This is a genomic window from Streptomyces sp. NPDC055099, from assembly GCF_053607685.1.
This window is the reverse complement of sequence record NZ_JBSGUA010000003.1, coordinates 788,143-809,071: the sequence shown is the minus strand read 5'-3', so window position 1 is coordinate 809,071 and position 20,929 is coordinate 788,143. Positions and strand designations below refer to the sequence as shown.

Here is a 20,929-nt window from a genome sequence, read left to right as displayed (position 1 = left end):
GAGCCATGGACGGCAGCCAGCATGAAATCCATCCCCACCCCGCTCGCGCGACCCCATCGTCGCGAACGATTGGGCCGTGCGAAAGAAGGTAGGGCGGCATGAGCGAGAACACGAGGAGCACCCCATGAGCGAGAACACATGGAGCGCGCCATGAGCAGGAAACGCGACCGGGAGCCCACCACCTACACCCGGCTCACCCACCCCCTCGTACGCGACTCGCGCGACGAGCCGTTCCGCCGGGCCACCTGGGACGAGGCGCTGGCCCGCACCGCGGAGGGGCTACGGGACGCGCGCGGCGCCTTCGGGATGTTCTCCTGCGCCCGCGCGACCAACGAAATGAACTACGTGGCGCAGAAGTTCGCCCGCGTGGTGATGGGCACCAACAACGTCGACTCCTGCAACCGCACCTGCCACGCCCCCAGTGTCGCGGGCCTCTCCGCGGCCTTCGGGTCGGGCGGCGGCACATCCTCCTACGAAGAGGTCGAACACACCGACCTGATCGTGATGTGGGGCTCCAACGCCCGCTTCGCACACCCGATCTTCTTCCAGCATGTCCTACGGGGCATCAGGAACGGCGCCCGCATGTACGCGGTCGACCCGCGCCGCACGAAGACCGCAGAGTGGGCGGAGAGCTGGCTCGGCCTGAACGTCGGCACGGACATCCCGATGGCGCACGCGATCGGCCGCGAGATCATCCACGCGGGCCTGGCCAACCGGGCGTTCATCGAGCGCGCGACGTCCGGCTTCGAGGAGTACGCGGCCCTGGTCGAGCCATGGACCCTGACGCTCGCCGAGAAGGTGACGGGCGTACCGGCCGCCGCCATCCAGGAGTTGGCGCATGCCTACGCGCGTGCCGAGCGCGCGCAACTGTGCTGGACCCTCGGCATCACCGAGCACCACAACGGCACGGACAACGTCCGCGCCCTGATCAACCTCTCGCTCCTGACCGGCCACGTGGGGCGCTACGGCTCGGGCCTGCAGCCCCTGCGCGGGCAGAACAACGTGCAGGGCGGCGGCGACATGGGCGCGATCCCCAACCGCCTCCCGGGCTTCCAGGACATCCTCGACCCCGACTCGCGGAGGAAGTTCGAGACGGCCTGGGACACGGTCATCCAGCCGCGCTACGGGCTGAACCTGACCGAGATGTTCGAGGCGATGGAGGAGGGCTCGCTCAAGGCCGTCTACTGCATCGGCGAGAACCCCGCCCAGTCGGAGGCGGACAGCGAGCAGGCGGTACGGCGGATGCGGGCCCTGGACTTCTTCGTGGTCCAGGACATTTTCCTGACGAAGACGGCGGAGTTGGCCGACGTCGTCCTCCCGGCGACGGCCGCCTGGGCGGAGACCGACGGCACGACGACCAACAGCGAACGGCGGGTCCAGCGCGTGCGCAAGGCCGTGCGGCCGCCCGGCGAGGCGCGCGAGGACATCGACATCCTCTGCGACCTCGCCGAACGGCTCGGCCACGACTGGAAGTACGCGGACGCGCAGGCGGTCTGGGACGAGTTGCGGTCGGTGTCGCCGGACCACTACGGCATGACGTACGACCGCCTCGAGTCCTTGCAGGGCATCCAGTGGCCCTGCCCCTCGGAGGAGCGGGTCGAACCGACGTACCTGCACGGCCGGTTGTGGGAGGCGGACCCCGCGCGGCGGGGCATGCCCGCACCCTTCGGGCTCGTCGCGCACGACCCGCCGGTCGACCTCACCGACGACTCCTACCCGATCCGGCTGACGACGGGGCGGCGCCTCGACTCCTACAACACCGGTGTGCAGAGCGGGAGTTTCGCCTCGCCGCTGCGGCGCGGCGAGTATGTCGAGCTGTGCCCGGAGGACGCGGAGCGCTACGGGGTCGTGGTCGGCGAGCAGGTCCGCGTGTCGTCCCGGCGCGGCGCGGTGACGGCGCCCGTGTGGGTGGACCCCGGACTCCGCCCCGGTCTGGCCTTCATGACCATGCACTTTCCCGACGAGGTCGACACCAACCAGCTCACGATCGAGGCCAACTGCCCGATCGCGGGCACGGCGGAGTTCAAGGCGTCGGCGATACGGATCGAGAAGCTGACCGCGCCAGTTACGTGACGTGAGGTGACGTATGGATCTGCACTTCGGTGACAGCAAGCCGACGGACGAGGAGCGGGCAGCCGTCGACGCGGTGCTCGGGCCCCCGGAGTCCGCCTGGGAGGGTGCCGACGACCGCAGCGACGCGGATCTGCGGTGGGCGCGGGGCGGCCGTGCGGCGCGGGAGCGGCGGGATGAGCTGTTGCCGGGGTTGCACGCGCTGAACGACCGCGTGGGGTGGGTGAGCGAGGGGGGCCTGGACTACCTCTGCCGCCGTCTGACGGTGCCGCCGGCGGAGGGGTATGGGGTGGCCACGTTCTACTCCATGTTCTCGGTACGGCCGCGGCCTGCGACGGTGGTGCGGGTGTGCACGGACCTTGCGTGTGGGGGTGGGGCCGAGCTGTGCGGGGAGGTTTCGGCGCGCCTCGGCCCCGCGTCCGGGGTGGCCGTCGAGCGCTCGCCCTGCCTGGGGCTCTGCGAGCGGGCTCCCGCCGCGTTGGTGGTGCGGGCCGGTGTTACCACCGATCGCCTTGACGGCTCGTCCTCAAACGCCGGACGGGCTATTCCAGCCCGTCCGGCGTTTGAGGACGAACTCGGCGGAGCCGGTGATCAACGGCCACTGGTGGCGGCGGAGCCGGGGGATTCGGGTAGGGGTGGGAGCGGGGAGAAAACCCACGCCACCGCAACCCTCGCCCCCGCCACCCCCGCCACCCTCACCCAAGCCGCCCTCGCCCCAGAGGCAGCCCCAGCAGAACCCCCCGCGGCCCTGGCCGTCCCCCAGGCAGGGCAGGAAGGGCTGATCCTCCTCAGGCGCATCGGTACCGTGGACCCGTCCTCCCTGGACGACTACCGCGCCCACGGCGGCTACACAGCCCTCCGCCGAGCCTTCGCCCTCGGCCCCGCCGAAGTCATCCGCGAGGTCACGGACTCCGGCCTCCTCGGCCGAGGAGGCGCCGCCTTCCCCACGGGAAGGAAGTGGCAGGCCACAGCCGCACAACCGGACCACCCCCACTACCTCGTCTGCAACGCGGACGAATCCGAACCCGGCACCTTCAAGGACCGGGTGATCATGGAGGGCGACCCGTACGCGCTCATCGAGGCGATGACCATCGCGGGGTACGCGACGGGCGCCCACCTCGGTTACCTCTACCTCCGCGGCGAATACCCCCGCGCGCTCCAGAGGCTGGAGCACGCCATCACGCAGGCCCGCGCCCGCGGCTTCCTCGGGGACGACGTCCTCGGGCAGGGGTACGCCTTCGACATCGAGATACGACGGGGCGCCGGCGCCTACATATGCGGGGAGGAGACCGCCCTCTTCAACTCCATCGAGGGGTACAGGGGAGAGCCGCGGTCCAAGCCGCCCTTCCCCGTTGAGAAGGGGCTTTTCGGCAAGCCCACCGCCGAGAACAACGTCGAGACCCTCGTCAACGTCCTGCCCATCCTCACCATGGGCGCGCAGGCCTACGCCGCCATCGGCACAGCAAAATCCACCGGGCCCAAGCTCTTCTGCGTCTCCGGCAACGTCGAACGCCCCGGCATCTACGAGCTCCCCTTCGGCGCCACCCTCGGCGAGCTCCTCACCCTCGCGGGAAAGCCGGACAACCTCCGCGCGGTCCTCCTGGGCGGCGCGGCCGGCGGCTTCGTACGGCCCGACGAGCTCGACATCCCGCTCACCTTCGAGGGGACGAGGGAGGCAGGCACCACGCTCGGCTCCGGCGTCGTCCTCGCCCTGGACGACACCGTGCCGCTCCCCCGCGTCCTGCTGCGCATCGCCGAGTTCTTCCGTGACGAGTCCTGCGGGCAGTGCGTGCCCTGCCGGGTCGGCACGGTCCGCCAGGAGGAGGCCCTGCACCGCATCGTCGAGCGGACGGGGGCGGATGCCGCCCCCGACATCGACCTCCTGCGTGAGGTGGGGCGGACCATGCGGGACGCCTCGATCTGCGGGCTCGGCCAGACCGCGTGGAACGCCGTGGAATCCGCCATCGACCGCCTGGGGGCGTACAAGTGAGTGCCGTACCGCTGGGAATCCCGCGCCGCCTCGTCGAGTTCACCCTGGACGGGCAGGAAACCAGAGTGCCCGAGGGGTCCACCCTCCTGGACGCCTGCCGGGCCGCGGGCAAGGACGTCCCGACCCTCTGCGAGGGCGACACCCTGACCCCGAAGAACGCCTGCCGGGTGTGTGTCGTGGAGGTCGAGGGCGCCCGTACGCTCGCCCCCGCCTGTTCGCGCCGGGCCGAGCCCGGCATGACCGTCCTGACCGACACCGAGCGCACCCGCCACAGCCGGAAGGTGGTCCTTGAGCTGCTCGCCTCGTCCGTCGACCTGTCGACCACTCCGAAGGTCGCGGGCTGGCTCAAGGAGTACGAGGCCAAGCCCGACCGCTTCGGGCCCGACGCCGCCCGGCTCAATGAGGAGCCCAGGGTCGACAACGACCTCTACGTCCGCGACTACGACAAGTGCATCCTCTGCTACAAGTGCGTCGACGCCTGCGGTGACCAATGGCAGAACACCTTCGCCATCTCTGTGGCGGGCCGCGGCTTCGACGCCCGGATCGCCGTCGAGCACGACGGGCCGCTGACCGACTCCGCGTGCGTGTACTGCGGGAACTGCATCGAGGTCTGCCCGACCGGGGCGCTCAGTTTCAAGTCCGAGTTCGACATGCGGGCCGCCGGTACCTGGGACGAGGAGCGGCAGACCGAGACGACGACGGTGTGCGCGTACTGCGGAGTCGGCTGCAATCTGACCCTGCACGTGCAGGACAATGACATCGTGAAGGTCACCTCACCGCACGACAATCCGGTGACCCACGGCAACCTCTGCATCAAGGGCCGATTCGGCTACCAGCACGTACAGAACCGGGACTGATCGACATGGGACGAGTCACGGAGCGCCGCCGCGTCATCCGCATCAGGGACGGGGCCGTCACCGCGGGGCCGGACACCCTGGTCGCGGAGGAACCGCTGGAGATCAGGCTCAACGGGAAGCCCCTCGCCATCACCATGCGCACGCCGGGTGATGACTTCGCGCTCGCGGCGGGGTTCCTGGTGAGCGAGGGGGTGCTCGGCTCGGCGGACGAGCTCCAGTCGATCGTCTACTGCGCCGGGGCCACGGCGGACGGCTCCAACACGTACAACGTGGTCGACGTGAAGACCGCTCCGGGGCTCGTCCTGCCCGACATCAATCTCGAACGCAACGTCTACACCACCTCGTCCTGCGGCCTGTGCGGCAAGGCGAGCCTGGACGCGGTCCGCACGACGGCCCGGTTCCCGATCGCCGACGCTCCCCCGGTCCGGCTCGGCACCGACCTGCTGGCGTGCCTCCCCGACCGGCTGCGCGCGGCGCAGCGGGTCTTCGACCGGACCGGCGGCCTGCACGCGGCGGCGCTCTTCTCGGAGGACGGCGAGCTTCTCGACATACGGGAGGACGTGGGCCGGCACAACGCGGTCGACAAGCTCGTCGGGCGTGCCCTGCAAGACGACCGCCTGCCGCTGTCGCGCGCGGTCCTCCTGGTGTCGGGGCGCGCCTCGTTCGAGCTGGCGCAGAAAGCCGTGATGGCGGGCATCCCGGTGCTCGCCGCCGTCTCCGCGCCCTCGTCCCTCGCCGTCGACCTGGCCGCCGAGACGGGCCTGACCCTGGTCGGCTTCCTGCGCGGCTCCTCCATGAACGTGTACGCGGGCGAGCACCGGATCGCCGTGCGGGCCGCGGCCTCCCAGGGCTGACCGGCCGCTCCCCGCCGCACGGCGGCGGGACCCCGGCCGGCGGGGAGCGCCCCCTGCGCCGGCGGGGTCCCGGTCCCGCTCCCTCCGTTGCCCTGTCCGGGTTCTGGCCTCTGACCTGGCCGCGTCCATTCGTGCCACGCACGCTTCTTGTGGGGTGTCGAGCCGCCCAAGTAGCGTCTGAGGCGCGAACGTTGGACGTGGGATGTCAGGATGTCCAGTCACCTTGAAGGGTGGGCCGCGCCATGCCATCAGCTCTCCGTTTACGCCTCAGATCCCTGCGCACCGCCACGGCCGCGCTGACCGTCGTCGCCGTCGGGGCGCTGCTGCCCGGACCCGCGGCGCAGGCGGCGCCGGACGACCGGGCCGCGGGCTTCGAGCAGCAGGTGCTTTTCAAGGCATCGCAGGATCCCGGGTACGCCTGTTACCGCATTCCGGCCGTGGTGAAGACGGTCAAAGGCACGCTCCTCGCCTTCGCCGAAGGCCGGGTGAACGACTGCAGTGACGCGGGCGACATAGACATCGTGCTCAAGCGGTCGCACGACGGCGGCCGCACCTGGAGTCCGCTCCAGGTCATCAACGAAGGCAACGGTGACACGCACGGCAACCCCGCCCCGATCGTCGACCGCAGGACGGGCCGGATCGTCCTCGCGGAGACGTACAACACGGGCCGCACGGACGGGCAGAACTGCGCCATACCGTGTGACCGCACCCCGCACATGCAGTACAGCGACGACGACGGCCGCAGCTGGTCGGCGCCGCGCGACCTGAGCGACCAGATCCTGCCGAAGGACTGGAACTCCTGGTACGCGACCGGGCCCGTGCACGGCCTCCAGCTGACCCGCGGGCGGCACGCCGGGCGGCTCGTCTTCACCGTCAACAGCGAGACGTGGGACGGCAGTCGCGTCACCGCGAACCACGCGGCCCTGATCGTCAGCGACGACGGCGGCGACAACTGGAAGATCGGCGCGAAGGACTCGTACCCGATAGCGCAGGACGGCACGTTCCGGCAGAAGCCGTCGGAGATGACCATCACGGAGCGCCCGGACGGGGCGCTCTACGTCAGCGGGCGCGAGCAGGACGGCACCGACCTCGGGCATCGCACCCACACGGTCAGCCGCGACGGGGGTGGCTCCTTCGTCGCGCCCTTCAAGGCCATCCCCGATCTCTACACGCCGCAAGTGCAGGGCTCCACGCTCCAGTTCGGCAAGCGGATGCTGCTCGCCTGCCCCGGCGATCCGGACCGCCGCCGCACGATGCAGATCCGCTCGTCCTACGACGGCGGCCGCACCTGGGACAGCGTGGACCGCGGCACCACGGTCACCACGGACTGGTCCGGCTACTCGGACATGGTGCGGGCCGACGGCGAGCATGTGGGCCTGATGTACGAGGGCGGGGCGGTGGACGCCCGCGACGAGATCCGCTTCGCGCGCTTCACCGAGGACTGGCTGCAGCCGCGCCGGGGCCCGGACCCGACGACCGCCGACCGCGCGCCGCGCGCGAAGCCCGCCGCCGTGCTCGGCGGGGCGTCCACCACCGACGGGCGGTTCGGCAAGGCGATCTCCTTCGACGGCCAGGACGACGCCGTACGCCTGCCCTTCCGCGGTCAACTTCCGCTCGGGACGAAGGACTTCACGGCATCGCTGTGGTTCCGCTACTCCGCGACCAGCGGTGAACAGCCGCTGCTCTGGATGGGCGGCATCGGCACCAACCAGCCGCAGGTGTGGCTGCGCGGCGAGCCCGCGAGCAACCGTGTCACGGGCCTGATCACCACCCGTCAGGGCTCCACACCGCCGAAGTCCGCGTCCGTACGCGCCACGGGCGCGTACAACGACGGCCAGTGGCACCACATCGCCCTGCGGCGAGGCGGCGGGCAGCTCACCCTCTCCGTCGACGGCACGCGGATCAGCACCGCGGACGTCCCGGGCACGGTCACCCGCACCTCCGGGTTCGGGTTCCACGTCGGCCAGCGGATCGACAGCCGCGCGCATTTCAACGGCTCCATCGACGACGTGCGCGTGTACGACCGTGCGTTGAGCGACGCCGAGCTGGCCTCGCTCGGCGGGGACGGCGCGGCCAAGGCGCCTGTGACGAGGGACACCGTCGCATGGCTCCCCATGGACCACATCCGCGGGAGCAACTAACGTCCCGCACGTGTCCGCCGACCAAGGTCCACGCCGGGGCCGGGGCGCGCGCAGGACGTGGCTCGTCCTGCTGCTCGCCCTGGCCTGCGCGGCCGTGCTGCTCACCGCCCTCCCGGAAGACGACCGGGAGGGCGGCGACACATGTCAGGCACGCACCGTCTCGTCCTGGACCGCCGACGACAAGGTCACCGACGCGTTCGCCCGCTACGGCGACGACGCCGCGCGGGCGGACGACTGGACCGGCGGCGACGGCACGCATTCGGTGCGCCTGCCCGACGGGCGGCTGCTCTGGCTGTTCTCCGACACCTTCCTCGGCCAGGTGCACGCGCCCCCGAACCCGGCGGGCCAGCCGCACACCTGGCGGGACACGAACACACCCATGGTCCGCAACTCGGGTGTGGTGATGTCGCGTTCGGGCTCCCTGCAACGCACCCTGCCCGCCCCGCTCTTCGCCGACCCGGCACCCCAGCAGTGGCGCTGGCCGGTGGCCGCGAAGGTGGAGCCCCGCTCCCCCGGCTCGTCCGAGAAGGTCGTGCGCGTCCTGCTCTGGAGTCGCTCGGCCGGCACGGGCCCGTGGATCTACGGCGTGCCGAACGCCACCGAGGTCGCCACGCTCTCCCTGCCCGACCTGCGCGTCGAGGGCATCGTCAAGGTCTCCGACCAGAGTTCCGTGCCGGACCTCGACAAGCGTGTCCTGTACGGCACGACGACGGTGGACGACGGTGACTGGACGTACGTCTTCGGCGGCAACGACGGCAAGGCGGTCTCGCGCCCCGCCTCGCACGCCTACGTGGCACGCGTCCCCAAGGGCAGGCTGGCGGAGCCCGGCGCGTGGCGGTACTGGAACGGCAGGGACTGGACGGAGTCCGGGAAACCACGTGCCGTGCTCGGTGACGGCGAGCGCAAGGGGGTGGGCAGCGCGTTCACCGTGGTGCGCGTGAAGGGGACGTACGTCCTGTTCACGATGGCCGCGGGGGCCGAGGGCCTGACCACCGTGACCTCCTACTGGGCGTGCTCGCCCACCGGGCCCTGGCACGGCCCCGCGAAGGGCTTCGCGCCGCCCCTGCCGAAGGACGGCGCGGCCCGGCAGGACACGGCCGCGTACAACCCCCAGGCCCATCCCGCGCTCAGCCGCGACGGGCGGCTGCTGCTCAGTTACGACGTCAACTGGCTGGACCCGGCGCCCGCGAGCGCGCAGGCGAACGTCAGCCGGAACGTGTCCCTGTACCGACCGCGGTTCGTGTCCGTCCGGCTGGCGACGGCTCAGTGAGGAAGTCCTCGGGGTCGCGCGAGCGCCGCTTGGCGATCACCGCGCAGACCATCAGCTGCATCTGGTGGAAGAGCATCAGCGGCAGCACGGCGAGCGAGGCCTCGGCCCCGAACAGGACGCTCGCCATGGGCAGCCCGGCCGCGAGGGACTTCTTCGACCCGGCGAACTGGATGGCGATGCGGTCCGCGCGGCCGAAGCCCATCTTCTTGGCGCCGTACCAGGTGAGGGCGAGCATCGCGGCGAGCAGCACCGCCTCCACGCCGAGCAGCGCGCCGAGCCGCAGCGGGGTCACCTGGTGCCAGATGCCCTGCACCATGCCCTCGCTGAACGCGGTGTAGACGACGAGCAGGATCGAGCCGCGGTCGACGAGGCCGAGGACCTTCTTGTGCCGTGCGATGAACGCTCCGATCCACCGGCGCAGGAACTGACCGGCGAGGAACGGCACGAGGAGCTGCAGCACGATCTCGAGGACGGAGTCCGCGGAGAACCCGCCCCCGCTGTTGCCGAGCAGGGCGGCCGCGAGCAGCGGCGTGAGGACGATGCCGGCCAGCGAGGAGAAGGAACCCGCGCAGATCGCCGCGGGGACGTTGCCGCGCGCCATGGAGGTGAAGGCGATCGACGACTGGATCGTGGACGGCACGAGCGTCAGGAAGAGGAACCCGCTGTAGAGGGCGGGCGTCAGGACGTACGGGACGAGGCCCTTGGCCGCGAGCCCGAGCAGCGGGAAGACCAGGAACGTACAGGCCAGGACGGTGGTGTGGAGCCGCCAGTGCTTGAGCCCGTCAAGGGCCTCGCGGGTGGAGAGCCGCGCCCCGTAGAGGAAGAACAGGAGCGCCACGGCTCCGGTGGAGGCGCCGCCCGCGACGTCGGCGCCCACGCCGCGCGCGGGCAGCAGCGCGGCGATGCCTACGGTGCCGAGCAGCGCCAGGATGTAGGGGTCGATCGGCATCCAGGAGGGCCAGCGCATCCGGGAGGCCCAGCTCGGGCGTTTCACTTCGCTCCAACGGTTCGGTTCATGTCGTGCCCTCTCGATGATCCTCCTGATCACCGCGATCGGGAATCCCGGATACCGCTCTGACTGTCATCACGTTCCGCGATAGCCTCGTGGCCATGTACGACCCCGCCCAGCTCCGTACGTTCCTCGCGGTGGCCCAGACGCTGAGCTTCACGCAGGCCGCCCGGCGCCTGGGGCTTCGCCAGTCCACGGTGAGCCAGCACGTGCGCCGCCTGGAGGACGCCACCGGACGCCAGCTCTTCGCGCGCGACACGCACTCCGTGGAGCTGACCGAGGACGGCGAGGCCATGCTCGGCTTCGCGCGGCGCATCCTGGAGGTGCACGAACAGGCGACGGCGTTCTTCACCGGGACGCGGCTCGGCGGACGGCTGCGGTTCGGCGCGTCGGAGGACTTCGTCCTGACCCGGCTCACCGACATCCTGGAGTCGTTCCGGCACGATCACCCCGAGGTCGACCTGGAGCTGACGGTCGAGCTGTCCGGCACGCTGCACGAGAGCCTCGACGCGGGCAAGCTTGACCTGGTCCTGGCCAAGCGGCGCCCGGAGGATCCGCGCGGCGAACTGGTCTGGCACGACGAGCTGGTCTGGATCGGCGCCGAGCGGCTGCGGCTCGACCCCGACAAACCGGTGCCGCTCATCGTGTACCCACCGCCGGGCATCAGCCGCGCCCTCGCCCTGGAAGCCCTGGAGCGGCGCGGCCGCGCCTGGCGGATCGCCTGTACGAGCGGCAGTCTCAACGGCCTGGTCGCCGCGGCCCGCGCGGGGCTCGGCGTGATGGCGCATTCGCACGGCCTGATCCCGCCCGGCCTGGTCCGGGTGCCGGAACGGGCGGGCCTTCCGGAGCTGGGCGCGGTCGACTTCGTGCTCCTGCACGGGGAGCGGCGGGCCTCCGCCCAGGGGGCGGCGGACGCGCTGGCGGCCTCGATCCTCGCGGGCGGCGACCGCCTGCATCGACGGCGTCAGCGGGGACAGTGACGGTCAGCGGAGATAGGGCCGGTACGTGAGCTGTTTGACGCGGCGCATGAACGGCGCCGTCTCGACGTGCTGGACGCCGTCGAGCCGGCCCAGTTTCCCGCTGAGGTAGGTGTAGAGCGCCGGAATGTCGCGGGCCACGGCCGTGGCCATGATGTTGGAGGGCCCGGCCACGGCGGTGGCGTGGGCGATCTCGGCGTGGGAGGCGAGGGCCCTGCCGACCGAGTCCATGGCCCAGGGCGCGGTGGTGATCCAGAGCATGGCCCCGACGTGGACACCGATGAGGGCATCGGCGTATTCGATGTCGATGTAGATCACGCCGGACGCGAGGAGCGCGGCGAGGCGGCGTTTGACCGCTGACTCCGAACGCCCGGTGGCCTGCTGGAGCTCGGGGTAGGTCGCGCGGCCGTCCCGCTCGAGCACCGCGACCAGCGGTTCGTCCTCCGGCTCGATCCGCGGGGGTCCCTCCGCGCGGACGGTCGGCACGGGCGCGGGACGCAGCGCGGCGACCTGCTCCTCGCTGAGCGGACCGTGCTTGATGAGCCAGCCGTCCGGGCCGCCGAAGAAACGGTGCAGCATCTGCTGCGCGCGGATGTCGACGATGTGCGGGGTGCGCGGGAGTTTACCGAGGAGCAGTTCGTCCTGGTCGGTGCGGGTGCGGGGCCGGGTGCAGCAGACGACCTCGGTGCCGCCGGACGTCAGGCCGATCCAGGAGGTGTCGGGGCGGCGGGCCAGCGCGGCGGCGATGGCCTCGGCGCCGTCGGGAGCGCAGCGCAGCCGCAGCATCCACTGGCCCTGGCCGAGCCGCTCGTGATCGCGTACGGCGACGACCCGCAGGCCGCCGCCGGCGACGAGCCTGCGGTAACGGCGGGCGACGGTCTGGTCGGAGACCCCGAGGACGGACGCGATCTTGCTGAAGGGTGCGCGCCCGTCGAGCTCCAAGGCCTGGAGGAGCTTGACGTCGAACGGGTCCGGCGCGTCCGATGTGGCGGATTCCGTCGCTGTACTGACCATTGGTGTCGGATTCCTTCGATCTCACCCGGCTGATGAACTGGATCGTCCGGTCGGACTTCATCGTACGAGCAACGCACACGTGTCGTACACGTCGTACACGTCGCACGAGGAGAGTTGAGAATGCGTACATGGGGGCCGCTCACAGCGGTATGCCTGGGGACGTTCATGCTGTTGCTGGACGTGACCATCGTGGTCGTGGCACTGCCCGACATGGCGAGAGCGCTCGACGCCTCGCTGAGTGATCTGCAATGGGTGATCGACGGTTACGCCCTCGCGCTGGCCGCGCTGCTGCTCGGGGTCGGCGCCGCGGCGGACGTGCTCGGCAGGCGGCGGCTCAACGTGGTGGGCACCGCGCTCTTCGCGCTCGCCTCGCTGGGCTGCGGGCTCGCCACGAACGCGGAGGTCCTGGTGGCCGCCCGCGCCCTGCAGGGTCTGGGGGCCGCCGCGATGCTCGCGACGACGCTGCCGCTGCTCGGGGCCGCCTACCAGGGGCGGGACCGGTCGGTGGCGCTCGGCGTCTGGGGCGCGGTCAGCGGGGCCGCGGCGGCGCTCGGGCCGATCGTCGGCGGGCTGCTCACCGAAGGGCCCGGCTGGCGGTGGATCTTCTTCGTGAACCTGCCGGTGAGCGTCGCCTCGATGTGGCTGACGCTGCGCGTGGTGCCGGAGTCCAAGGGCCAGGCGGGCCGCCGGGTCGACTGGGCGGGCACGGTGACGTTCGCGCTGTTCGCTGGCGCGCTGACGTACGGGGTGGTGCGGGCCGGTGCGGAGGGCTGGACGTCCGGGCCCACTGTGGCGGCCCTCGCGGTCTCGCTGCTCGCGCTCGTCGCGTTCGTGGCCGTCGAACGCCGGGTGGCGCATCCGCTGCTCGATCTGCGGCTGCTGCGCATGCCCGCGTTCACGGGCGTGCTGGTCGGCGCGATCGGCTACAACGCGGCGGCGTTCGGCCTGATGCCCTATCTGTCGATCTGGCTGCAGACCGTGCTCGGCATGAGCCCGGTGACCGGCAGCCTCGTCATGCTGCCGCTCGCCGCGACCTCGTTCGTCGTGGCCGCGATCGGCGGGCGGCTGCTGCACGGGGTGCCCGCGCGCCTGACCATCGGCGTGGGCCTGCTCCTGATCGGGGGCGGCGGCCTCGCCCTGGCGGTTCTCGACGCCGGGTCGTCCTGGGGCTCGCTCATCCCCGGGCTGACGGTCGCGGGCGTCGGCACCGGCCTGGTCTCGCCCGCCCTGGGAGGCGCGGCCCTTGCGGCGGTGCCGCCGGCGAACGCGGGGATGGCGGGCGGTGCGGTCAACACGTTCCGGCAGCTCGGGTACGCGGTCGGCGTGGCCGTCTTCGGCACCGTGCTGACCTCGCGGATGCAGGACTCGCTGGGCCATGACGCGGCGCACACCGTCGCGGGCGGCGGCGCGTCGGCGGTGAGCGGCACGCTCTCCAAGCACGCCGTGCGGTCGGCGTTCGCCTCCGGCCTGAACGGGGCCGCGATCGTCGCGGGCGTGGTGGGTCTGGTGGCGGGAGCGGCGGTTCTCGTCATGGTGCGGTCCGCGCGCTCAGCACCGGAAGCGCACATTCCGGCAGCCTCCGAGCGTGTCCCTGCGGCGCAGCCACAGCAGTAACCGCTGCGTACAGATTCGGTGGAGATTACGGCACCGAAACTTACTGAACCGTAAGTATTCTGTCCCGCCTCTCCCCTTGTGGCCGGATTTACTTGTGTGACCAGCGTGAATGTTACGTACCGACGGGTCGGTCGCCCCTCTCCCGCCCGGCTGCGCGTTGGGGTACCGTCACCGGCGCTGTGCGGAGCGCCACAAGGAGCATCATTGCGCGAGTTCACGAACCCTCCGATGGCGTCGGCGCCGCTGGTGGGCGGCCTTGCCGACGTCGTGTTCGACCATGCCCTTGAGGACCCGCTCCACGTCGCCTTCGGCCGCAAGGCCGAAGGCGAGTGGCGTGACGTCACCTCCGCCGAGTTCCGCGACCAGGTGATGTCACTGGCCAAAGGGCTGCTCGCGCAGGGGGTGCGCTTCGGTGACCGGGTCGCCATCATGTGCCGCACCCGCTACGAGTGGACGCTCTTCGACTACGCGCTCTGGACGGTCGGCGCCCAGGTGGTGCCGATCTACCCCACGTCCTCCGCCGAGCAGGTCTTCTGGATGCTGCACGACGCGCAGGTGTCGGCCGCCATGGTCGAGCACGAGGACCACGCGATGACCATCGGCTCGGTGATCGACCGGCTGCCGCAGCTGCGCAGGCTGTGGCAGCTGGACGCCGACGCCGTGGAGGAGCTGTACCGGGCGGGCCAGGACGTCGACGACGAGGTGGTGAACCGCCACCGCCGCGCCGTCACCCCCGACTCGATCGCCACGATCATCTACACCTCCGGGACCACGGGCCGCCCCAAGGGCTGTCTGATCTCCCACGCGAACTTCATGTTCGAGGCGGAGACGGTCATCCAGCGCTGGGAGCCGGTCTTCCACTCCCGGCGCGGGGACGAGGCGACAACGTTGCTCTTCCTGCCGCTCGCGCACGTCTTCGGGCGCATGGTGCAGGTCGCGGCGGTCCGTGGCGGGGTCAAGCTGGGCCATCAGCCGAGCCTGAACGCGGCGGCGCTCATCCCGGACCTCGCGGCGTTCCGCCCCTCCTTCATCCTGGCCGTGCCGTACATCTTCGAGAAGGTCTTCAACGCGGCGCGGCGCAAGGCCGAGAAGGACGGCAGGACCGGCCCCTTCGACAAGGCCGTGGAGTGCGCCGTGCGGTACGCGGACGCGATGGAGGCCAGGGCCTTCGGCACCGGTCCGGGACCCTCGGCGGCCCTGCGCATGCAGCACTCGCTCTTCGAGAAGCTCGTCTACGCCAAGGTGCGCGACGCGATGGGCGGCCGCGTCCGGCACGCGATGTCGGGCGGCTCCGGCATGGACCGGCGCCTCGGCCTGTTCTTCGCGGGCGCGGGCGTCGAGATCTACGAGGGCTACGGCCTGACGGAGTCGACCGCCGCCGCCACCGCCAACCCGCCCGAGCGCACCCGCTACGGCACGGTCGGCCAGGCCATCCCCGGCACCACCGTCTACATCGCGGAGGACGGCGAGGTCTGGCTGAACGGCGCCAACGTCTTCCAGGGCTACCTCAACGACCCCAAGGCCACCGACGCGACCCTGCACGACGGCTGGCTCGCCACCGGCGACCTGGGCGCGCTCGACGACGACGGCTACCTCACGATCACCGGACGCAAGAAGGAGATCCTGGTGACGTCCGGCGGCAAGAGCGTCTCGCCGGGGCAGCTGGAGGAGCGGGTGCGCGACCATCCGCTGGTCGCGCAGTGCATCGTGGTGGGCAACGACCGCCCGTACATCGCGGCGCTCGTCACGCTGGACGGCGAGGCCGTCGAGCACTGGCTGAACATGCGCCGCAAGCCGCCGATGTCCCCGGCCGACCTGGTGCGCGACCCGGACCTGGAGACCGAGGTGCGCCGTGCCGTGGTGGCCGCCAACACCCTTGTGTCCCAGGCCGAGTCGATCCGTACGTTCCGGATACTGGCCCACCAGTTCACCGAGGAGCACGGGCTGCTGACCCCCTCGCTGAAGTTGAAGCGCAAGGCGATCGAGACGGCCTACTCGGCTGAGGTCGAGGCGCTCTACCGGGCGTGAACACCCGCACCTGATGGTTCGTCATTTATTGCTGCGGTGGTTATTGACGGTTCATCAGGTCCCGCACAGAATCAGCCCCACTTCGACGGAGGGGGCTCGACTCGTGTCGCGATCGATCCGCACCATCACCGCCACCGTGGCCGCACTGCTGCTCGCCACCGCCTGCAACTCCGCCTCCAACAGCAGTGATTCGAGCGGCGACGACAAGGCAGGCGGCTCCGTACGCGGCGTGAGCGCCGACTCCATCAAGGTCGGCGGCATCGTCTCCATGACGACCGCGAGCGGATACAGCAAGAAGGACACCGACCTGGGCGCCGAGGCCCGCTTCGACCGCGCGAACGCCGAAGGCGGCGTACACGGGCGGAAGATCGACTACCTGGGCGCCGAGGACGACGGCCAGGACCCGGGCAAGAATCTCGCGGCGGCGCGCAAACTCGTCCAGCAGGACAAGGTGTTCGCGGTGGCGCCGATGAGCTCGGTGACCTTCTCCGGCGCCGACTTCCTCCAGAAGCAGAAGGTCCCGACCTTCGGCTGGGGCACCATCCCGCCCTTCTGCGGGCCGAGTTACATGTACGGATACGGCGGCTGCATGGTCCCGATGCCGGGCGGCACCATCACCCAGAGCTGGCCCGAGGGCCTGAAGAAGGTGACGGACGGCTCCAAGGGCAAGTCCGTGGCCATCCTCGCCAACGACAACGACGCGGGCACCTTCGCCATCCGCACCTACAAGCAGAGCTTCGCGGCGGCCGGCTACAAGGTGACGTACGCCAAGTCCACCGTGCCTGCGACCTCCGTGCCGAGCGACTGGTCGGCGTACACCAAGGAGATCATGCGCTCGGACGGCGGCAAGGCGCCGGACGTGGTCGTCTCCGTGATGCAGACCCCGTACAACATCGGCCTGTTCACGGCGGTCAAGCGCGCCGGCTTCCAGGGCGTGATCACCGATCCGACCGACTACGACCCCGGTCTCCTCGCCAAGAGCGCGACGAAGAAGGCACTCGACGGCGTGCACATCCTGCTCGCCTTCCAGCCGTTCGAGCAGAACACGGCGGCGATGAAGCAGTTCAAGGCGGACATCAGGAAGACGGCGGGCAAGGACGTCCCGCTCAACATGCACATGATGACCGGCTACATGTCGGCCGACCTCTTCCTCGCCGTCGCCGAGAAGGCGGGCAAGGACCTGACCGCCGACTCCTTCCAGCAGGCGGCGAACGGCTTCTCCGACCAGGACACGATGGTCGGCGACCGCAGCCTGCCCAAGGGGCAGAAGGAGTCGTTCGGCTGCGGCGCCCTCGTGCAGCTCAAGGGCGGGAAGTACTCGGTGTCCGCGCCCTTCAAGTGCTACGAGCCCATCCCCTTCAAGTAGCGGTCCTTCCCGTAGCTACCGGTAGCTTCTAGTAGAGGGGCGTGTGCACCCATGTCCGACCTGCTGGGATTCGTGCTGAGCGGTCTCGTCTCCGGCGCCCTGTACGCGCTGCTCGCGACGGGCCTCGTCCTGTCCTACTCCGCCTCCGGACTCTTCAACTTCGCGCACGGCGCGACCGCCTACCTCTGCGCGCTCGCCTTCTACGAACTCCACTCCGGCTTCGGCTGGCCCGCCGTACCGACAGCCCTGCTCCTCGTCTGCGTCGTGGCGCCCGCACTCGGCTGGGGACTCGACCGGCTGATGTTCAGGAAGCTGGCGAGGGTGGGCGAGACCGCGCAGATCGTGGCGACGATCGGCCTGCTCGTCGCGCTTCCCGCGCTCGGCCTGTGGGTGGTGGAGCTCCTGGAGGACGCGGGGGCGTCCGTCAAGCCGGCCGAGAACCAGTTCGGTCTGCCGGGAGTGGGGCCGAGCCCCGCCAAGAACTGGCAGCTCATGGACGGCGTGGGCATCGACTCCGACCAACTGATCACCTGGGTCGCCACGGCCGTGGTCGCCATCGGCCTGTGGGTCCTGATGCGGCACACACCGCTGGGGCTCCGGCTGCGGGCCGCGGTGGACAACCGCTCGCTGGTGGAGCTGCGGGGCATGAGCGCCGACCGGCTCTCCTCGGTGGCGTGGATGCTGTCGTCGGGCCTCGCGGGCCTGGCGGGTGTGCTTGCCACTCCTCTCCTCGGGCTTTCGTCGCACGACTTCACCCTCTTCCTCTTCGTGTCGGCCACGGCCGCGGTGCTCGGGCGCTTCATGTCGATCCCGCTGGCCTTCGCGGGCGGGCTCGGCCTTGGGGTCCTGCAGAACCTGGTCGCCGGGTACGCGGACTTCGCGGAGAAGATCACCGGTTTCCGCACGGCGGTCCCCTTCCTGATCCTCTTCGCCGGGCTGCTCCTCATGGCACGGCGGCAGCGGACGGCGGGCACGGCGGCGGTGGACGCGCCGCCGATCGACTATCTGGCGGGCAAGTCGTGGATAAGGCGCTGGGGGCCGTGGACGGCCGGGGGCGTGCTGCTCGCCCTCTCCTTCTACACGGTCACCACCCCCTTCTGGAGCGGCATCCTCGCGCAAGGGCTGGCCATCTCCCTGGTCTTCGTCTCCTTCACCGTGGTGACGGGCCTCGGCGCGATGGTGTCCCTGGCACAGGCGACGTTCGTGACGGGCGCGGCCCTCGTGGCGGGCCTGCTGATGAGCCACGGGTGGCCGTTCATCGCCGCGGCGCTCGTGGGGACGTGCGGTGCGGCGGTGCTCGGCGCCCTCGTCGCGCTGCCCGCGCTGCGCCTCGGCGGCCGGTCACTGGCGCTCGCCACGCTCGCGCTGGCCTTCCTCGCCGATCAAGTCCTCTTCCAGATGGGGTGGTTGCGCAACGGCGACACCGGGTGGGAGATCCCGCGCGCCGTCTTCGGCCCCGTCGACCTGAGCGACGACCGGGCGATGGGCGTGGCGATGGTCGTCCTCGTCGCGGCGGCCGTGGCCGCGCTGAGCGCGCTGCGGGGTTCGGCGACGGGGCGGGCCATGCTGGCGGTACGGTCCGCTCCGGCGGCGGCGATGGCCTCCGGGGTCTCGGTGGTCCGGACGAAGCTGCTCCTGTTCACGCTGTCGGCCGGGCTCGCGGGGTTCGGCGGCGTGATGTACGCCTCGTACAACACCCGCATCACGGCCACGGACTTCACCGCGATGACGGGCCTCGTGTGGCTGGCGGTGGTGGTGGCCGCGGGGGTGCGGAGGCCGCAGTTCGCGGTGGTGGCGGGGCTGGTCTTCGCGATCATGCCGCACCTGATCGCCGAGTACGTGACGGAGTCGGTGCAGCTGCCGGTGATCCTGTTCGGGCTGGCGGGCTTGGCGTTGGCCAATGATCCGGACGGGTATTGCGCGGCGGTGTCCGTGCGGGTGCATCGGCGGCGGGTGCGGATGGCGGGGGCTGAGGCTGCCTCCGGCGGTGAACTTCCCCCACCCCGCCCCTTCCCGAAACCGGCTTCGCCGCCAGTGCGCACCGCCCACCACCGGCTCCGCCGAGTTCGTCCTCGAACGCCGGACGGGCTGCAAGTGCAGCCCCTCCGGCGTTTGAGGAGCGGGGGCCCGGGGGCGGAGCCCCCAGCATCGGGAAGGGGCGGGCTCGGGGAAGAAAACCCGCCCTCCCTGGCCCTCCACGGCCTCCACGCCGGATACGACGGCGCCCCCGTCCTCCACGGAGTGACCCTCACCGTCCACCCGGGGGAGATCGTCGCCCTCCTCGGCCCGAATGGGGCAGGCAAGTCCACGACATGCCGGGTCGCGGCAGGGCTGATCGCCCCCACCAGGGGCGAGATCCACGTCGCCGGGGCGGACGCCACCCGCACCGGCCCCGTCCACCGCTCCCGCGCGGGAGTCGTCCTCGCCCCCGAGGGCCGCGGCATCTTCCCCGCCCTCACCATCGAGGAGAACCTCACCCTGCACCTGAAGGAGGGGCACGCCCGCGACGCCGTCTACGACCGTTTCCCCGGCCTCGCCGCACGGCGGAAGGTCACCGCGGGTTCCCTCTCCGGAGGAGAACAGCAGATGCTCGCCCTCGCACCCCTCCTCCAGCGCCCGCCCAAGGTACTGATCGCGGACGAACCGTCCCTCGGCCTCGCGCCCCGCGTGGTCGAGGAGGTCTTCCGGCTGCTCGCCGAACTCCGGGACTCCGGTACGGGGTTGCTCCTGGTCGAGGAGAAGGCCGCCGAGATCCTCGGCGTCGCCGACACCGTCGCCTACCTCGCGCAGGGCCGGGTCTCCTGGTGCGGCCCGCGCTCCGAGGTCCGGGCGGACCAGCTCACCGAGGCCTATCTGGGCATAGCCGCGCGGGACCGGACCGAAGGAGCGGGCAGGCCATGAGCGAGCGCGTCCTCGAAGCAGCCGGCATCGGCGTCCGCTTCGGCGGCATCCACGCCCTCACCGACGTGGACCTGAGCCTTCGCCCCGGCGAGGTCTGCGGCCTCATCGGCCCCAACGGAGCAGGCAAGACAACCCTCTTCGACGTCGTCTCCGGCATCCGCCGCCCCGATCAGGGCCGCGTCCTGCTCGACGGCGCCGATGTCACCCGCCGCTCCCCCGTCTGGCGTGCCCGCCACGGCATGCGCCGTACCTTCCAGCGCCAGCAGCTCTTCGGGCAGCTCACGGTCGGCGACAATCTCCTGGTCGCGCAGGAGTGGCGCGGGGGCGGTGGCGGTTTCGCCGCGGATCTGCTGGCGGCACCCACCCGTCGTACGCGCGAGAACGAACGACGCGCCCGCGCCTCAACTGTCCTGCGGGAGTGCGGACTTGAGGCCCTGGCCGACGACTACGCGGGCGCGCTGCCCGTCGGCAGGGCCCGCATGGTGGAACTGGCACGGGCGGTGGCGGACCCGCCCAGGGTGCTGCTCCTGGACGAGCCCGCCTCCGGCATGACGGCCGACGAACGAGCCCAGCTGTCGGCGGTCATCCGGCACCTCGCGGACGAGCAGGGCTGCGCCGTGCTCCTCGTGGAGCACAACGTCGCCTTCGTGATGGAGCTCTGCGCCCGCGTGGTCGTCCTCGACCTCGGCAATGTCCTGGCCGAGGGCACGGCGGCCGAGGTACGGGCGGACCCCCGGGTACGGGACGCATATCTGGGCACCACGGCGGCTTAGCGAACAGTGCAGCCGGTCGGCCACCGCGCATCATCCGGGCATTTACCACTCGTTCACATAAGTAT

At 71.1% G+C, this 20,929-nt stretch carries 14 protein-coding genes; 12 read left to right on the top strand and 2 right to left on the bottom strand.

What is annotated here, in order from left to right; all coding sequences use genetic code 11:
* The first annotated feature begins 150 nt into the window (after positions 1-150).
* From ACWFRU_RS11365 to ACWFRU_RS11340, 6 genes are all read left to right on the top strand, one after another.
* Positions 151-2,073, top strand: a complete 1,923-nt coding sequence (locus ACWFRU_RS11365) for a molybdopterin oxidoreductase family protein (RefSeq protein ID WP_453685857.1) — start codon at positions 151-153, stop codon at positions 2,071-2,073.
* Between the two features lie 13 nt (positions 2,074-2,086).
* Positions 2,087-4,060 (top strand): NADH-ubiquinone oxidoreductase-F iron-sulfur binding region domain-containing protein, encoded by a 1,974-nt coding sequence (locus ACWFRU_RS11360; protein WP_453685856.1) that lies wholly within the window; start codon positions 2,087-2,089, stop codon positions 4,058-4,060.
* Positions 4,057-4,917, top strand: a complete 861-nt coding sequence (locus ACWFRU_RS11355; RefSeq protein ID WP_453685855.1) for a 2Fe-2S iron-sulfur cluster-binding protein — start codon at positions 4,057-4,059, stop codon at positions 4,915-4,917. Before ACWFRU_RS11360 ends, ACWFRU_RS11355 begins: the two co-directional genes overlap by 4 nt.
* 5 nt (positions 4,918-4,922) lie before the next feature.
* The gene (fdhD, locus tag ACWFRU_RS11350) at positions 4,923-5,771 is read left to right on the top strand and encodes a formate dehydrogenase accessory sulfurtransferase FdhD (RefSeq protein WP_453685854.1); all 849 of its coding nucleotides are present in this window, start codon (positions 4,923-4,925) and stop codon (positions 5,769-5,771) included.
* A 242-nt stretch (positions 5,772-6,013) separates the two neighbouring features.
* A complete protein-coding gene (locus ACWFRU_RS11345) occupies positions 6,014-7,912 on the top strand; it encodes an exo-alpha-sialidase (protein WP_453685853.1) in 1,899 nt (632 codons plus the stop codon).
* 10 nt (positions 7,913-7,922) lie between these two features.
* Entirely contained in the window at positions 7,923-9,182 is a 1,260-nt protein-coding gene (locus ACWFRU_RS11340; protein WP_453685852.1) for a DUF4185 domain-containing protein, read from the top strand.
* Here ACWFRU_RS11340 and ACWFRU_RS11335 read toward each other — a convergent pair.
* Entirely contained in the window at positions 9,118-10,131 is a 1,014-nt protein-coding gene (locus ACWFRU_RS11335) for a bile acid:sodium symporter family protein (protein ID WP_453685897.1), read from the bottom strand. The two genes, ACWFRU_RS11340 and ACWFRU_RS11335, sit on opposite strands and share 65 nt — an antisense overlap.
* 161 nt (positions 10,132-10,292) lie before the next feature.
* On the opposite strand from ACWFRU_RS11335, the gene ACWFRU_RS11330 reads away from it, so the two are divergent.
* Entirely contained in the window at positions 10,293-11,171 is an 879-nt protein-coding gene (locus tag ACWFRU_RS11330; RefSeq protein WP_363207745.1) for a LysR substrate-binding domain-containing protein, read from the top strand.
* Between the two features lie 3 nt (positions 11,172-11,174).
* Here ACWFRU_RS11330 and ACWFRU_RS11325 read toward each other — a convergent pair whose 3' ends face one another.
* Positions 11,175-12,182, bottom strand: coding sequence for an Lrp/AsnC family transcriptional regulator (locus tag ACWFRU_RS11325; protein WP_453685851.1), 1,008 nt, complete (start codon positions 12,180-12,182; stop codon positions 11,175-11,177).
* Positions 12,183-12,302: 120 nt separating this feature from the next.
* Between ACWFRU_RS11325 and ACWFRU_RS11320 the strand changes: the two genes are divergently transcribed.
* The 5 genes from ACWFRU_RS11320 (at position 12,303) to ACWFRU_RS11300 (ending at position 20,864) form a co-directional block, all read left to right on the top strand.
* Entirely contained in the window at positions 12,303-13,796 is a 1,494-nt protein-coding gene (locus ACWFRU_RS11320) for an MFS transporter (protein WP_453685850.1), read from the top strand.
* 204 nt (positions 13,797-14,000) lie between these two features.
* Complete coding sequence (locus tag ACWFRU_RS11315) at positions 14,001-15,824, top strand: AMP-dependent synthetase/ligase (RefSeq protein WP_453685849.1); 1,824 nt, start codon at positions 14,001-14,003, stop codon at positions 15,822-15,824.
* A 103-nt stretch (positions 15,825-15,927) separates the two neighbouring features.
* Entirely contained in the window at positions 15,928-17,190 is a 1,263-nt protein-coding gene (locus ACWFRU_RS11310; protein ID WP_453685848.1) for an ABC transporter substrate-binding protein, read from the top strand.
* 51 nt (positions 17,191-17,241) lie between these two features.
* Positions 17,242-20,091: an ABC transporter permease subunit gene (locus ACWFRU_RS11305; RefSeq protein ID WP_453685847.1), complete on the top strand. Its 2,850-nt coding sequence runs from the start codon at positions 17,242-17,244 to the stop codon at positions 20,089-20,091.
* Complete coding sequence (locus ACWFRU_RS11300) at positions 20,088-20,864, top strand: ABC transporter ATP-binding protein (RefSeq protein ID WP_453685846.1); 777 nt, start codon at positions 20,088-20,090, stop codon at positions 20,862-20,864. The genes ACWFRU_RS11305 and ACWFRU_RS11300 overlap by 4 nt, the downstream gene beginning before the upstream one ends.
* Positions 20,865-20,929: the final 65 nt, after the last annotated feature.